We start from the raw sequence: 14678 nt of genomic DNA, 5'->3' as shown, positions 1-14678 counted from the left end.
GGGCCCGCGTCAGCCGAGGATGCCCCGGTCGTAGGCGACCGCCACCGCCGCCGCGCGGTCCTTGACGCCCAGCTTGGCGTAGAGGTGGGTGAGGTGGGTCTTGACCGTGGCCTCGCTGATGAAGAGCGTGCGGGCGATCTCGCGGTTGGGGGTGCCCCTGGCGACCAGGGCGAGCACCTCGCGCTCCCGGGCGGACAGCGGCTCGCTGCCCCCTGCCCCGGGGGTGCGCACGGCCGAGACCAGCCGGGAGGCGACGGCCGGGGACAGCACCGTACGGCCCTGGGCGGCGGCGCGGACGGCGGTGAACAGCTCGTCGCGGGGCGCGTCCTTGAGGAGGTAGCCGGTGGCGCCCGCCTCGATCGCGGGCAGGGTGTCGGAGTCGGTGTCGTACGTCGTGAGGACCAGGACCTTGGCGCGGGCGCCGCGCCGGGTCAGCTCGGCGATGGCGGCGACGCCCCCGCCGCCCGGCATCCGCAGGTCCATGAGGATCACGTCCGGGTCGAGGGCGAGGGCCCGCGCGACCGCCTCCACCCCGTCGGCGGCCTCGCCGAGGACGGTGAAGCCGGGGGCGGAGTCGAACATGCCGCGCAGCCCGTCCCGTACGACGGGATGGTCGTCCACGACGAGGAGCGTGATCTCGGGGGCGTCATCGCGGCTACTCATGGCGGACCAACGGTACGCGAGCCGACAGGGCCGTGCCGCCGCCCGGCTCGGACTCCACGGCGAGGGAGCCGGCCATGCGGGCGGCGCGGGCGCGCATGCCGTCGAGGCCGAAGCCACCGGTGCGGGTGCGGGCGGGCAGCGCGGCCGGGTCGAAGCCGCGGCCGTCGTCGCGGATGTCGAGGACCACCTCGTCGCCCATGAAGGACAGCGTGACGCCGACGCGGGTGGCCGACGCGTGCCGGGCGGCGTTGGACAGCGCCTCCTGGGCGATCCGCAGCAGGGTCGCGGACAGCTCGTCGTGCAGTTGCTCGGCGGTGCCGGTGAGGGTGAAACCGGCCCGCACCCCGGTGCGGTCGCCCCAGTCGGTGACCGTCTTCTTCAGCGCCTCGGGCAGTCCGTCGCTGTCCAGCGCCACCGGGGCGAGGTTGTGCACCGAGCGGCGGGCCTCGCCGAGGCTGTGCCGGGCCAGGTCGGCGGCGCGCTCCAGATGGACCCGGGCGAGCTCCGGGTCGGGGGTGCCCGCGACGACCTGGAGCTGGGCGATGATGCCGGTCAGGCCCTGGGCGATGGTGTCGTGGATCTCGGCGGCGAGCCGGCGCCGCTCGTCGGCGACCCCGGCCTCCCGGGCCTGCACCAGCAGCTGGGCGTGCAGCGCCCTGTTCTCGTCCAGGGCCCTGTGGAGGGCGGTGTTGGTGCGTTCCAGTTCGGCGATGGTGGCGACGCGTTCCCGGGCGCGTTCCTCGTCCTTGGCGGAGAAGTGGGCGATCACCAGGTACAGCGCGGTGTTGGCGGTGACCAGTCCGGCGAGCACCACGGCGTGGCTGAGGTCGCGCAGGGGCAGCCCGCCGGCCTGGGAGACGGAGATGGCGACGCCGGTGAGGAACACGCCCCACCACTGGGCGCGGTGGCCCCTGATCAGCTCGCCCACGTCGAAGAAGCCGGCCGCCGCGGCGAACCCGAAGCAGGGGTTCAGATAGATCAGGGCGGCGATGACGACCCAGCGGACCAGGAAGAAGGCCGCGCCGAGCGGGGACGGGACGATCGGCCGCCCGGCCCGCTCCGCGCGCAGCCGGGCCCGGTCGAAGGACTCCTGGAGCACGACGGCGGTGAGCACCAGGGCGGCGGCCGTCCACCGCTCGGACCGGCCGGGCATCAGCTCCGGGGCGGTGGCCGCCGACAGGAGCGTGCCGACGGCCAGCAGTCCGTACGGCCCCCATCTGCGGAACTGCCGCCATCTGCGGTCGGTCTCCTGCTCGGACTGGCTCATCGGTCCAGTCTGCACGTCGGGCCGCCTGCTCCCGGCGGAGGTCCGGTCCACGCGTCGGGCCGGTCCGGTGTGCATCTCTGGCCGCCCTACTCCCACCGGAACCAGCGGACGGCCGCCGCCGACAGCAGCACCGCCCAGCCGGCCAGCACGCCGAGGTGGACCCAGCTGGGCCAGTCGCCGGCCGCGGCCTCGCGCAGTGCCTCGGCGGCGGCCCCGAACGGGGTGCAGCGCACGATGTCCGCCAGCAGGTCCGGCATGGCCTGCACCGGCAGCCACACGCCCGCGCAGAACATCATCGGGAACAGCACCGCCGTACCGATCGCGGTGGCGATCCGCACATTCGGGGCGAGCGCCGAGATCAGGGCGCCCATGGCGAGCGAGACCAGCACTCCGCACAGCAGCGCGAGCGCGTAGCCGTACGGCTGCCGGGGCAGTGCCACGTCGAACACGAGCCGTCCGATCAGCAGCGGGACCAGGGCGGCGAGCACGCCGGCCAGGCCGTGCACCAGGGTGTGCGCGGCCAGCAGCGCGGTCGGCCGGACCGGGGTGGTGGACATCCGGCGCAGCACGCCCTGTTCCCGGTAGGCGGTCAGCGCGGCGGGCATCGCCTGGGTCCCGGCGACGATCATCCCGAGCAGCACGGCGATGCCCACGTAGATGTCCACGAGCCGCAGGCCGTCCAGCGTCTCCTGTGGCTCGCGGTACGACGGGATGGAACCCACGATGGCCAGCAGCAGCGGCGGGAAGACCAGGATCCAGAAGAGCGAGCCGGGTTCGCGGGCGAACAGCCGGACCTCGGTGCGCAGGACGGCGGTGTTCATGAGGTCTCCGTGAGGTCCAGGAACGCGTCGTCGAGCGTGGCGTCGCTGACGCGCAGTTGGTGGGCGGTGATCCGGCGGCGGGCGAGCAGGGTGAGCACGGCGTCCACGGTCGCGTCGGTGCCGGTGAGGGTGAGCCGGCCGTCCCGCTCCTCGGCCAGGGCCAGCGCGGGCAGCGCGTGCAGCGCGTCCCGGTCCAGCGGCGCGGACGGGGTGAAGCTGATGACCGTACGGCCCGCCGAGCGGCGGATCAGGCCCTCGGGAGTGTCCAGGGCGGCGATCCGGCCCCGGTCGATCACCGCGATCCGGTCGCACAGCCGCTGGGCCTCCTCCATGAAGTGGGTGACCAGCAGCACGGTGACGCCCCGGTCGCGGATGTCCTCGATGAGCTGCCAGGTGTCGCGGCGGGCGCGCGGGTCCAGGCCGGTGGTCAGCTCGTCCAGGACGACGAACCGCGGGTCGCCGATCAGCGCGAGCGCGATGAACAGCCGCTGCTGCTGGCCGCCGCTGAGCTTGCCGAAGGCGATCGGGAGCCGGTCGGTGAGGCCGAGCCGTTCGACCAGCGGGCGCCAGTCGGCGGGGTGCGGATAGAAGGACGTGTACAGCTCCAGCGCCTCGCGGACGGTGAGCTTGGCCTGGAGGCGGCTCTGCTGGAGCTGGGCGCCGAGGACGCGGGCGACCTGCTCGTGGTCGGTGACGGGGTCGAGCCCGGCGACCCGGACCCGGCCGGAGTCGGGGATGCGCAGGCCCTCGACGCATTCGACGGTGGTGGTCTTGCCGGCGCCGTTGGGGCCGAGGATGCCGAAGATCTCGCCCTCCTCGACGGTGAAGGAGACTCCGTCGACCACGGGCCGGCCGCCGTAGGACTTGCGCAGTTCGCTGACTTCGATGACGGGCATGGCCCCAGCGTCGCGCCGGGGGCGGGGGCGGCACATCGGACGACCCGCTCGACCTGGCATCCACCGATCGGTTGATGCGGCGGTACGACCCCGGCCCGCGAGGCCGTGAGAAGCGTCATATCCGCAGGTCGTAGGACTTAAGACCGAGTCTGCCCCGGGCGAAACCCACTGGGCAGTGTCAGTGGCAATCCGTAGGCTCACTCCTGATGTCGACGAAGCATGCACACACCAACGAGCCGCAGGGCCGGTCAGCCGTACGCAGCCTGCTGCGGCTGTGGCCGTATGTACGGCCGGTACGGGCGCGGTTGTTCACGGCCGCGTTCGTCGCGATCATCGCCTCCTGCACGGGGCTGGTGATCCCCCTCGTACTCAAGTGGCTGGTGGACGGGCCCGTCACCGACCGGGACACGGCCGGGGTGTGGCTCGGGGCGCTGTTCCTGCTGCTGCTCGGGATCGCCGAGGCCGTGCTGTTCTGGGTCCGGCGGTGGCTGGTGGCCCGGCCGCTGGCCCGGGTCGAGGCGGACATGCGGGCCGCGCTGTACGGGCATCTCCAGCGGCTGCCGGTGGCCTTCCACGACCGCTGGCCCTCGGGGCAGTTGCTGTCGCGGGGCACCACGGATCTGATGCTGCTGCGGATGTTCCTCGCCTTTCCGCTGACGTTTCTGCTGGTCAACGGGGTGACGATTCTGGTCGGCGTGATCATCATGCTGATCCAGGACTGGACGCTCGGGCTGGTGATCCTGGGCCCGGTGATCCCCGTCATCGTCACCTGCGTCGTCTTCGAGAAGCGGTACGCGGGCGTGGCGCGGCTCGCGCAGGACCAGGTCGGCGATCTGACGACGGTCGTCGAGGAGAGTGTGCTCGGCGTCCGGATCATCAAGGGCTTCGGGCGTCATCGCAGCCAGGCGCGGGCGTTCCGGGATCTGTCGCGGAAGCTGCGCGGCACGGAGTTGCGCAAGGCGCGGCTGCTGGCGGCGATCTGGGGCGTCATCATCGTCCTGCCGGAGATCGCCATCGGGTCGGCGCTGGTGGTGGGGGTCGTCCAGGTCGCGGACGGTGTGCTGTCGGCGGGCACGCTGGTGGCGTTCCTGTCGACGGCCCTCGCGCTGCGCTGGCCGGTCGACTCGATCGGCTTCCTGCTGGCGATGAGCCAGGAGGCGGCGACGGCGACGGACCGGTATTTCGAGGTGATGGACGCGGAGGAGGAGTCGGGGACGGGGGTGCGGCCGGTCTCTCCGAGGGGGGCGGTGGAGGGGGTGGGCCTTGTCACGCCGAGGGGGGCGGTGAAGGGGGTGGGCCTTGTCACTTCGGGGGAGTCGGCGGAGGGCGTGGGCCTTGTCAGGCCGGGGGAGGCCGGGGAAGGGGGGCGTGTTGTTGCGCCGAGGGAGTCTGTGGAAGGGGTACGCCTTGTCGCGGCGGGGGACGCGGCCGGGGGCGCGCTGCGGGAGGCGGCGGGGGGCGCCCTGGAGGGGGCGGCCGGGGTCGAGCCGAGCGGTGGCGCCGAGTGCGCCCTGGGGGGTGCGGCCGAGGTCGACCCGGAGGAGGCGGCCGGGGTCGCCGCGAGCAACGCGGCCGAGGTCGCCCCGAAGAGGACAGCCGGGATCGACCCCAGTGACGCCGTCAAGCTCGCCCCGGAGGGGGCGGCCGGGGTCAACCCGAGCGGTACCGCCGAGTACGCCCCGGAGGGGGCGGCCGGGGTCCTGCCGGGCCTGGTGTTCCACGACGTCACCTTTCGTTACCCCGACGCGGCGCCCGACGCCCCGCCCGTGCTGAGCGGCATAGACCTGCGAATACGGCCCGGCGAGTCCATGGCCCTGGTGGGCGCGACCGGCAGCGGAAAGACCACCCTCACGGCGCTCGTCCCCCGGCTGCACGAGATCACCGACGGCCGGATCACCCTCGACGGCGTGGACATCACGGCGATGCCCCGCGAGGAACTCCGCGCGGCGGTGGCCGTCGCCTTCGAGGAACCCACCCTGTTCTCGGCCAGCGTCGGCGAGAACGTCCTCATGGGCGCGGGCGGGGACGCCGGTGACGCCGAGCTGAACCGCGCGCTGGCCGTCGCCCAGGCCGACTTCGCCCACGCCCTCCCGCAGGGCACCGACACCCAGGTCGGTGAGCAGGGCCTGAGCCTGTCCGGCGGACAGCGGCAGCGGCTGGCACTCGCGCGGGCCGTGGTGGGGCGCCCGCGTTTCCTGGTCCTGGACGACCCGCTGTCCGCGCTGGACGTGCACACCGAGGCCGCCGTGGAGGCCGCGCTGCGGCAGGTGCTCGCCGACACCACCGCCCTGATCGTGGCCCACCGCCCGTCCACCGTGCTGCTCGCCGACCGGGTGGCCCTGCTGTCCGGCGGCCGGATCACCGCGGTCGGCACCCATCAGGAACTGCTGCGCGGCAATGCGGAGTACGCCCATCTGATGTCGGGGGTGGACGCGGATCCGCCTGCGGGAGACAGCCCGGCAACGGACTTCGGAAAGGACGGCGAGCGATGACCGCGCCGACGACGACCAGCGCCGTCACCGACGACGAACCCGACCTCCCCCGTCCCCCGGACCCCGACGACGCCTTCGACCAGGACGTCCTGCCCTCCCCGCCGGGTGCCACCGGCCGCCTGCTGCGGTCGCTGCTGGCCCCGCTGAAGGCCCGGGTGGCGCTGACCGCCGTAGTGCTGCTGCTCGGGCAGGCGGCGGTGCAGGCGGGCCCGCTGCTGGTGGCGTACGCCATCGACCGTGCCGTACCGGCGCTGCGCGAGGACGGTGACAAGGGGCCGCTGATCGCGGTGGGCGTCGGCTATCTGCTGTGCGCGCTGGCGTCCGGGCTGCTCCAGTCGGCGTTCATCACGTCCGCCGCGCATGTCAACCAGAATGTGCTGCTGGACCTGCGGGGCCGGATCTTCCGGCACGCGCAGGCGCTGAGTGTCGACTTCCACGAGCGGTACACCTCGGGGCGGCTGATCTCCCGGTCCACCACGGACGTGGAGTCGCTGCGCGAGCTGCTGGACGAGGGCCTGCAAGAACTGATCACGGTGGTCCTGTCGTTCGTGTACATCTCGGCGATGCTGCTCTGGCTGGATGTGGGGCTCGGCGCGCTGGCGGTGGCGTCGTTCGTGCCGCTGTACGGGCTGGTGCGGATGTACCAGCGGCGGGCGGGACGGATCTACCGGGTGCGGTCGACGGCCATCGCGGCGGTGATCGTGAAGTTCGTGGAGACGATGAACGGCATCCGCCCGGTGCGCGCGTTCCGCCGGGAGGCGGCGAACGAGGCCGACTTCCGGGTCCTGAACCGGCGCCACGAGCGCACCAACGGGGACGCGCTGCTGGAGATGGCCCGCTATGTGGTCGGCTCCCGGCTGACGGCCAACACGGCGGTCGCGGGGATCGTGCTGTGGGGCGCGTACCAGGTGGCGGACGGGACGCTGGCGCTGGGTGTGCTGGCGGCGGCGGTGCTGTATCTGCGGCGGCTGTACGACCCGATCGACCGGCTGGCGATGTTCCTCAACTCCTACCAGTCGGCGGCGGCGTCGCTGGAGAAGATCGCCGGACTGCTGGCGCAGACCCCGTCGGTGCCGGAGCCGGAGCAGCCGCGTGCGCTGCCGCCGCTCGCGTCGGCCGGGCGGCCCGGCCGTGAGGTGGTCTTCGACGGTGTCCGGTTCGCGTACCGCACGGGCGGTGAGGTGCTGCCCCGGTTCTCCCTCACCCTCCCGGCGGGGCAGACCGTCGCGGTCGTCGGCACCACCGGCGCCGGGAAGTCCACGCTGGCGAAGCTGCTGGCCCGGTTCTACGACCCGACCGACGGCCGGGTGCTGCTGGACGGCGTGGATCTGCGCGACCTCGGCATACCCGAACTGCGGCGCGGGGTGGTGATGGTGACGCAGGAGGCGTTCCTGTTCTCCGGCACGGTCGCCGAGAACATCGCGATCGGCCGCCCGGACGCCTCCCGCGAGGACATCGAGCGCGCGGCGAAGGCGATCGGCGCGCACGATTTCATCAGCGCCCTGCCCGACGGCTACGACACCGACGTCCGCAAGCGCGGCGGCCGGATCTCGGCCGGGCAGCGCCAGCTCGTCGCGTTCGCGCGCGCGTTGCTCGCCGATCCGGCGGTGCTGATCCTCGACGAGGCGACGAGTTCGCTGGACGTGCCGGGCGAGCGGGCCGTGCAGCGGGCGATGGCCACGGTCCTCAAGGGCCGTACGGCGGTGGTGATCGCGCACCGGCTGTCCACGGTCGAGATCGCCGACCGGGTGCTGGTGATGGAGCACGGCAGGGTGGTGGAGGACGGCACCCCGGCGGACCTGATCGCCGGGACGGGCCGGTTCGCGGAGCTGCACCGGGCGTGGCGCGAGAGCCTGGCGTGAGACGTGAGGCTGACGCACCGGGCGTGACGCCGAGGCGCGGCTGAGACGTGAAGCGGAGGCCGAGGCGTGAGGCGTAGGACGTGAGAGAGGAATCACCCCGATGGACTCCGACGGGCCCGTGGTGCTGGTCCCCGCCGCCCTGTGGGGGGTGACCGCCTGTCTGGCGCAGATCACCGCCGTCGTGATCGCCCTCCGGGCCCGGCGGCGGGATCCCGGGCACGGGAGCTGGAATCCCTTCGCCCCGCGCTTCCCCCTCGCGGCGGCGAGCGCGGTCGCCGGAGCCGCCGTCGCCCTCCTCGCCACGGCCTGCCTCGGCCTTGCCGACACGGGCGGCTTCGACCTCCTCGACACCGCCTTCGGCGTCCTGTGGCCCGCCGCCGCCGGGGTCGCCCTCGACCAGATCGGCACCCGGCGCCTGTCGTCCTGGCCCCGCCCGGCCGGACCCGCGTTCGCCGCCACCGGGGCACTGCTCTTCGGCCTCGCGTCGGCCGTGGACGCGTGAGGGGACGGGGGAACACGATCGACGCGTACGGCGACCCCGGCCCGCCCGGCAGGCACCACGCAGCCACTCCCCACCCGACCACCACCCGAGCGGGGCACACATGATCGACACGTACGGCGACCCCGGCACCCCCGACCGGCGCGGGCCCGCCCGGTATCTGTGGTGGCTGGTCCGCAGCCAGGCGGGCCGGTCGGTGGCCGGGGCGCTGCTCGCCAGTGTCTGGATGGTGCTGCTCGCGGCGACGCCGTTCCTGATGGCGCGGGCGGTGGACCAAGGTCTCACGAAGGGCGACTACCCGGTGCTGGCGTTCTGGTGCGCGGCGCTGGTCGGGGTCGGCGTGGTGAACGCGTGGCTGAGCATCATGCGGCACCGCACGATGACCCGGGTCCGGATGGACGCCAACTTCCGTACGGTCAAGGTGGTCGTGGATCACTCGGTGCGCCTGGGCGCCCGGCTGGGCCCGCAGACCGGGGCCGGTGAGGTGACCACGATCGGCGTCGGTGACGTACAGACGATCGCCGGCGCGCTGACGGTCATCGGACCCGGTGTCGGCTCGGTCATCGCGTATGCGGTGGTCGCCGCCGCGCTGCTGTCGGTCTCGGGGCAGCTCGCGGCCGTGATCCTGCTCGGGCTGCCGGTGCTGGTGCTGCTGGTCGGGCCGCCGATGCGCCGGCTCCAGGGGCGGGAGGCGGAGTACCGCGAGGTGCAGGGCCTGCTGACGGCCCGGATCGGCGATCTGGCGGGCGGGCTGCGGGTGCTCAACGGGCTGGGCGGCAAGGGCCTGTTCGCGGACGCGTTCCGCGCCGACTCGGGGCGGCTGCGGGCGCAGGGCTACCGGGTGGGCGCGGTCACCAGCTGGTTGCAGGCGCTCGGCCTCGGACTGCCTGTCGTGTTCCTGGCGGTGGTGAGCTGGCTGGCGGCCCGGCTCGCCGCACAGGGCCAGCTCACGGTGGGGGAACTGGCGGCGGTGTACGGCTATGTCGCGGTGCTGGTGATCCCGATGGCGTTCCTGGTGGAGTGCGGCTATCTGATCAGCCGGGGCCTGGTCGCCGCCGGGCGGGTCGTACGGTTCCTGCGGCTGGAGCCCGCCGCCGACACGGGCGACGCGGACGCCCCCGCCGAGCCGTCGGCGCTGCACGACCCCGGGTCGGGCGTGCGGGTGCTGCCCGGCCGGCTCACGGCACTGGCCGCCGCGCACCCGGCCGACGCCACGGAGATCCTCGAACGCCTCGCCCGTTACACGCCGTCGGCGGCGACCTGGGGCGGGGTCCGGCTGGACCGCGTCCCGCTGGCCCAGGTCCGCGCCCGTATCCTGCTCGCCGACCATGAGGCCGACCTGTTCGCGGGCCCGCTGCGCGAGGTGGTGAACGCCCGGGACCGCTCGGACACCGCCCTGGCGGACGCCGTACGCACGGCCGCCGCGCAGGACATAGTCCAGGGCCTGCCCGACGGCGTGGACTCCCCGATCGACGCCCAGGGCCGCAACCTCTCCGGCGGCCAGCGCCAGCGCGTCCGGCTCGTACGGGCCCTGCTCGCCGACCCGGAGATCCTGCTCGCGATCGAGCCGACATCGGCCCTGGACGCCCACACGGAGGCGACGATCGCCGAGCGCCTGCGGGCGGCCCGGGCGGGCCGTACGACGGTGGTGACGACGACGTCCCCGCTGGTCCTGGACCAGGCGGACACGGTGATCCACGTGGTCGACGGCAAGGCGACGGCCACCGGCCCGCACCACCACCTCCTGAAGACCGAGCCGACCTACCGCGCCCTGGTGGCCCGGGACATGGAGGACCTTCCCCAGTGACCGCGCACCAGCCGCCCCAGGGGCACGGAGACGGGCAGCAACCCTCCAACGGACGCGAGCGGCAACCCCGTCAGGGGCGCGGGGAACTGCGCGACCAGCCACAACGCACCGGCACCGGCACCGCCCCCACCACCCCACCCCACCACCTCCCCATCGCCACCCCCAAGGCGGTCCGCCGCGCGGCGAAGACCCTGGTCACGGCGGACACCCCCCTCTTCACCACAGTCATCGCCCTCAACTCCGCCGCCGCCCTCGCGGGCCTCGCGGGCCCCTGGCTGCTGGGCCGCATCATCGACGAGGTCCGCGACGGCGCCGACGTGGGCACGATCGACCGCCTCGCCCTGGGCATCCTCATGGCCGCCCTGGCCCAGCTCCTCCTCTCCCGCTGGGCCCGCTACGCGGCTCACCGCTTCGGCGAACGCACCCTCGCCCGGATCCGCGAACGTTTCGTGGACCGCGTCCTCACCCTCCCCGCGTCGACCGTGGAACGCGCCGGCACCGGCGATCTGACGGCCCGCGGCACGGCGGACGTGGCGGCCGTCGGCACCACCCTGCGCGACGCCGCCCCGGAACTCTTCGTCAGCGGCATCCAGGCGGCGTTCCTGCTGATCGCGGTGTTCACCCTGAACCCCCTCTTCGGCGTCCTGGGCGTGTTCTGCCTGCTGCCGATCCACCTGGTGCTGCGCTGGTATCTGCGCAGGGCGCGGGACGGCTATCTCGCCGAGGGCGCGGCCACCTCCCAGGTCGCGGAGGCGGTCGCGGCGACGGCGGCGGGCGCCCGCACGATCGAGGCGTTCGGGCTGGGCCGGGAGCGGATCGCCGCGAGCCGGGAGCGGCTGGAGACCTCGCGCCGGGCCCGCTTCCACACGCTGTATCTGCGCACGGTGTTCTTCCCGGCCGTCGAGGTGTCGTACATCCTGCCGGTGGCCGGGGTGCTGCTGATCGGCGGGGCGCTGCACATGAACGGCTCGATGAGTCTGGGCGCGGTGGTGACGGCGGCGCTGTATCTCCAGCAGTTGTCCGGCCCGCTGGACGAGATCCTGGTGCGGGTGGAACAACTCCAGAGCAGCGGGGCGTCGTTCGCCCGGGTGGAGGGGCTGGCGCAGGCCCCGAGGGCCGCCGCGGCGGCGGACGCGCCCGTCCCGGCGGACGACCGGATCGACGTACGGGGCGCGCGGTACGCGTACGACCGGGGCGGCGAGGTGCTGCGCGGGGTGGATCTGACGGTCCGGCCGGGTGAGCGGCTGGCGGTGGTGGGGCGGTCGGGGGCGGGCAAGACGACGCTGAGCCGGCTGCTGGCGGGCGTGGACGCGCCGAGCGCGGGCACGGTGACGGTGGGCGGGGTGCCGGTCGCGGCGCTGGATCCGGAGCAGTTGCGGCGTCAGGTGGTGCTGGTCACGCAGGAGCACCATGTGTTCCTCGGTACGGTCCGCGACAATCTGCTGATCGCCGAGCCCGGGGCGACGGACGAGCAGGTGTGGGCGGCGCTGGCGGCGGTCGGCGCGCGGGAGTGGGCGCGGGCGCTGCCGGAGGGCCTGGACACCCGGCTCGGCGGGGCCGGTCACCCCACGGACGGTTCGCGCGCCCAGCAACTGGCCCTGGCCCGGGTGGTGCTGGCCGATCCGCACACCCTGATCCTGGACGAGGCGACGGCGCTGCTGGACCCGACGACGGCCCGGCACACGGAGCGGGCGCTGGCGGCCGTGCTGAAGGGACGTACGGTCATCGCGATCGCGCACCGGCTGCACACCGCGCACGACGCGGACCGGGTGGCGGTGATAAAGGACGGCCGGCTCAGTGAACTGGGCACGCACGACGAACTGGTGGCGGCGGGCGGCGCGTACGCGAGGCTGTGGCACACGTGGCACGGGGAGACACGGGAGGACCCGGCGGGGACGCGTCCTTGACCCGCCCGCGTCCCCACTTGACCTGCCCATGATTAGCTCATGAACAGCCCTTGATTCCCCGCCGGCATCGGCACCTGTGGATGATCCGCCGCGCTCGCCTCCGTATAGCGGACGTGAACTCCTGGACAACGGACGAGTTCCGGCCAACCTATTGACGCGCTCCTGACAATAGGTGGCCTTCAGTGCCACCCTTCCCAAGGCCCCTCACGGCAACCCCACGTACCTCGCCGCGAGTTCTACGGGCCGTACGCATCTGGTGTCCCGTTCTGCCCGGACGACCCCTCGGCCGCCCGGTCTCCCCGGCCGCGCGACCCGTGGCCACGCAGAAGGAGTCAGTGTTGAGCAGTACTTCCTCCCACAGACCCGCCCCCCACACCCCCCGCCGTCGCCGGGTCGCCACCGTCGCCCTGGTCGGCGTCGCCGCCTTCCTGGCCGCCGCCGTGCAGGTCGGCGGAGCGACCGCCGCCCCCGGCCAGGCCCCCGCGGCGCCGATCGGCGCGGCGGACCCCGGCGCCCTGCCCGCCGACCTCACCCCCGCCCAGCGCACCGCGCTGATCCGCGAGGCCGACGCCGGGAAGACCGCCACCGCGGCCGAACTCGGCCTCGGCGCCAAGGAGAAGCTGGTCGTCCGGGATGTGGTCAAGGACCAGGACGGCACCGTGCACACCCGCTACGAGCGGACGTACGGCGGGCTGCCCGTGCTCGGCGGTGACCTGGTCGTCTCCACGGCGAAGGACGGCACGACCGAGAGCACGGTCAAGGCCACCCGCGCGAAGATCGAGGTGTCGTCGCTGACGCCGACCCTCGCCGGCGCGAAGGCGGAGAGCCAGGCGCTCGCCGAGGCCCGCGCCGGGAACGCGGAGAACCCGGCCATCGAGACCGCGCCGCGCAAGGTGATCTGGGCGGCCGAGGGCACCCCGACGCTCGCGTACGAGACGGTCGTCGGCGGCCTCCAGGAGGACGGCACCCCGCAGGAGCTGCACGTCGTCACGGACGCGAGCACCGGCGAGCAGCTGTTCGAGTGGCAGGCGGTGCGCAACGGCACGGGCAACACCCAGTACAGCGGCACGGTCCCGCTGACCAGCACGCAGTCCGGGACGACGTACAACCTCACCGACGGGGCGCGCGGCAACCACCGTACGTACAACCTCAACCGGGCCACCTCCGGCACCGGCACGCTGTTCTCCGGGGCGGACGACGTCTGGGGCAACGGCACCGCCGCCAACCTGGAGACGGCCGGTGCCGACGCGCACTACGGCGCCGCGCTGACCTGGGACTACTACAAGAACGTGCACGGCCGCAACGGCATCCGCGGTGACGGCGTCGGCGCCTACTCGCGGGTCCACTACGGCAACAACTACATCAACGCGTTCTGGTCGGACAGCTGCTTCTGCATGACGTACGGGGACGGCGCGGGCAACGCCAAGCCGCTCACCTCGATCGACGTGGCCGGCCACGAGATGACCCACGGCCTCACCGCCGCGACCGCGGGCCTGATCTACAGCGGCGAGTCCGGCGGCCTGAACGAGGCGACCTCGGACATCCTCGGCACGACCGTCGAGTTCTACGCCAACAACTCCTCCGACGTGGGCGACTACCTCATCGGCGAGAAGATCGACATCAACGGCAACGGCACGCCGCTGCGCTACATGGACCAGCCGAGCAAGGACGGCGCGTCCAAGGACAGCTGGTACTCCGGCATCGGCTCGATCGACGTGCACTACTCCTCGGGCCCCGCGAACCACTTCTTCTACCTGCTCAGCGAGGGCAGCGGCACCAAGGTGATCAACGGTGTCAGCTACAACTCGCCGACCTCGGACGGCCTGCCGGTGACCGGCATCGGCCGGGCGAAGGCGGAGCAGATCTGGTTCAAGGCGCTGACCACCAAGTTCACCACCACGACCAACTACGCGGCGGCCCGCACCGGCACGCTCGCGGTGGCCGGTGAGCTGTACGGCGCCACCTCCGCCGAGTACAAGGCGGTGCAGGACGCGTGGGCGGCCGTCGCGGTCGGCACCCGCTCCGGCAACCCGCCCGGCGGCGGCACGTCCTTCGAGTCCACCACCGATGTGGCCATCCCGGACAACGCCGCGGCCGTCAACTCCCCGATCACCGTCACCGGCCGCACCGGCAACGCCCCGGCGGCGCTCGCGGTCGAGGTGGACATCGTCCACACCTGGCGCGGCGACCTGGTGATCGACCTGGTGGCCCCCGACGGCACCCTGTACCGCCTGAAGAACTCCAGCAGCTCCGACTCGGCGGACAACGTCCAGGAGACCTACACGGTCAACGCCTCGGCGGAAGTCGCCAACGGCACCTGGCAACTCCGCGTCCAGGACGTGGCGTCCCAGGACACCGGCTACATCAACAGCTGGAAGCTGACGTTCCCGTAGCCTCCGTGTTCCCGGGGCGGCGGTGGTCCCCGCCCCGGTAACGAAGTGGCACAGGGCGGCACCCATGGCCC

General features: G+C 73.3%; 10 protein-coding genes. 6 read left to right on the top strand and 4 right to left on the bottom strand.

Annotation, left to right across the window (positions count from 1 at the left end; translation table 11 throughout):
* Window positions 1-9 precede the first annotated feature (9 nt).
* The 4 genes from ACFXAZ_RS25700 to ACFXAZ_RS25685 all read right to left on the bottom strand — a co-directional run bounded on the left by ACFXAZ_RS25700 (window position 10) and on the right by ACFXAZ_RS25685 (window position 3647).
* Complete coding sequence (locus ACFXAZ_RS25700) at window positions 10-663, bottom strand: response regulator (protein ID WP_384595728.1); 654 nt, start codon at window positions 661-663, stop codon at window positions 10-12.
* Window positions 656-1930, bottom strand: a complete 1275-nt coding sequence (locus tag ACFXAZ_RS25695) for a sensor histidine kinase (protein ID WP_384595725.1) — start codon at window positions 1928-1930, stop codon at window positions 656-658. Before ACFXAZ_RS25695 ends, ACFXAZ_RS25700 begins: the two co-directional genes overlap by 8 nt.
* An 86-nt stretch (window positions 1931-2016) precedes the next feature.
* Window positions 2017-2751, bottom strand: coding sequence for an ABC transporter permease (locus ACFXAZ_RS25690; protein ID WP_384595722.1), 735 nt, complete (start codon window positions 2749-2751; stop codon window positions 2017-2019).
* Window positions 2748-3647: an ABC transporter ATP-binding protein gene (locus ACFXAZ_RS25685; RefSeq protein WP_384595719.1), complete on the bottom strand. Its 900-nt coding sequence runs from the start codon at window positions 3645-3647 to the stop codon at window positions 2748-2750. Before ACFXAZ_RS25685 ends, ACFXAZ_RS25690 begins: the two co-directional genes overlap by 4 nt.
* 206 nt (window positions 3648-3853) lie before the next feature.
* Here ACFXAZ_RS25685 and ACFXAZ_RS25680 point away from each other — a divergent pair, with 206 nt between their 5' ends.
* From ACFXAZ_RS25680 to ACFXAZ_RS25655, 6 genes are all read left to right on the top strand, one after another.
* Window positions 3854-6139 carry an ABC transporter ATP-binding protein gene (locus ACFXAZ_RS25680; protein ID WP_384595716.1) on the top strand — a complete coding sequence of 762 codons (2286 nt, stop codon included), beginning with the start codon at window positions 3854-3856 and terminating at the stop codon, window positions 6137-6139.
* Window positions 6136-8001: an ABC transporter ATP-binding protein gene (locus ACFXAZ_RS25675; RefSeq protein ID WP_384595713.1), complete on the top strand. Its 1866-nt coding sequence runs from the start codon at window positions 6136-6138 to the stop codon at window positions 7999-8001. The genes ACFXAZ_RS25680 and ACFXAZ_RS25675 overlap by 4 nt, the downstream gene beginning before the upstream one ends.
* A 100-nt stretch (window positions 8002-8101) precedes the next feature.
* Window positions 8102-8503 carry a hypothetical protein gene (locus ACFXAZ_RS25670; protein ID WP_384595710.1) on the top strand — a complete coding sequence of 134 codons (402 nt, stop codon included), beginning with the start codon at window positions 8102-8104 and terminating at the stop codon, window positions 8501-8503.
* A 100-nt stretch (window positions 8504-8603) separates the two neighbouring features.
* On the top strand, window positions 8604-10307 hold the full coding sequence (locus ACFXAZ_RS25665; RefSeq protein WP_384595707.1) for an ABC transporter transmembrane domain-containing protein: 1704 nt from the start codon (window positions 8604-8606) through the stop codon (window positions 10305-10307).
* A gap of 152 nt (window positions 10308-10459) precedes the next feature.
* Entirely contained in the window at window positions 10460-12214 is a 1755-nt protein-coding gene (locus ACFXAZ_RS25660; RefSeq protein WP_384595823.1) for an ABC transporter ATP-binding protein, read from the top strand.
* Window positions 12215-12552: 338 nt separating this feature from the next.
* The gene (locus tag ACFXAZ_RS25655) at window positions 12553-14607 is read left to right on the top strand and encodes a M4 family metallopeptidase (protein WP_384595705.1); all 2055 of its coding nucleotides are present in this window, start codon (window positions 12553-12555) and stop codon (window positions 14605-14607) included.
* Window positions 14608-14678: the final 71 nt, after the last annotated feature.

The organism is Streptomyces sp. NPDC059477, from assembly GCF_042749375.1.
Classification (GTDB): domain Bacteria; phylum Actinomycetota; class Actinomycetes; order Streptomycetales; family Streptomycetaceae; genus Streptomyces.
This window is presented reverse-complemented; position numbering and strand designations above follow the sequence as displayed.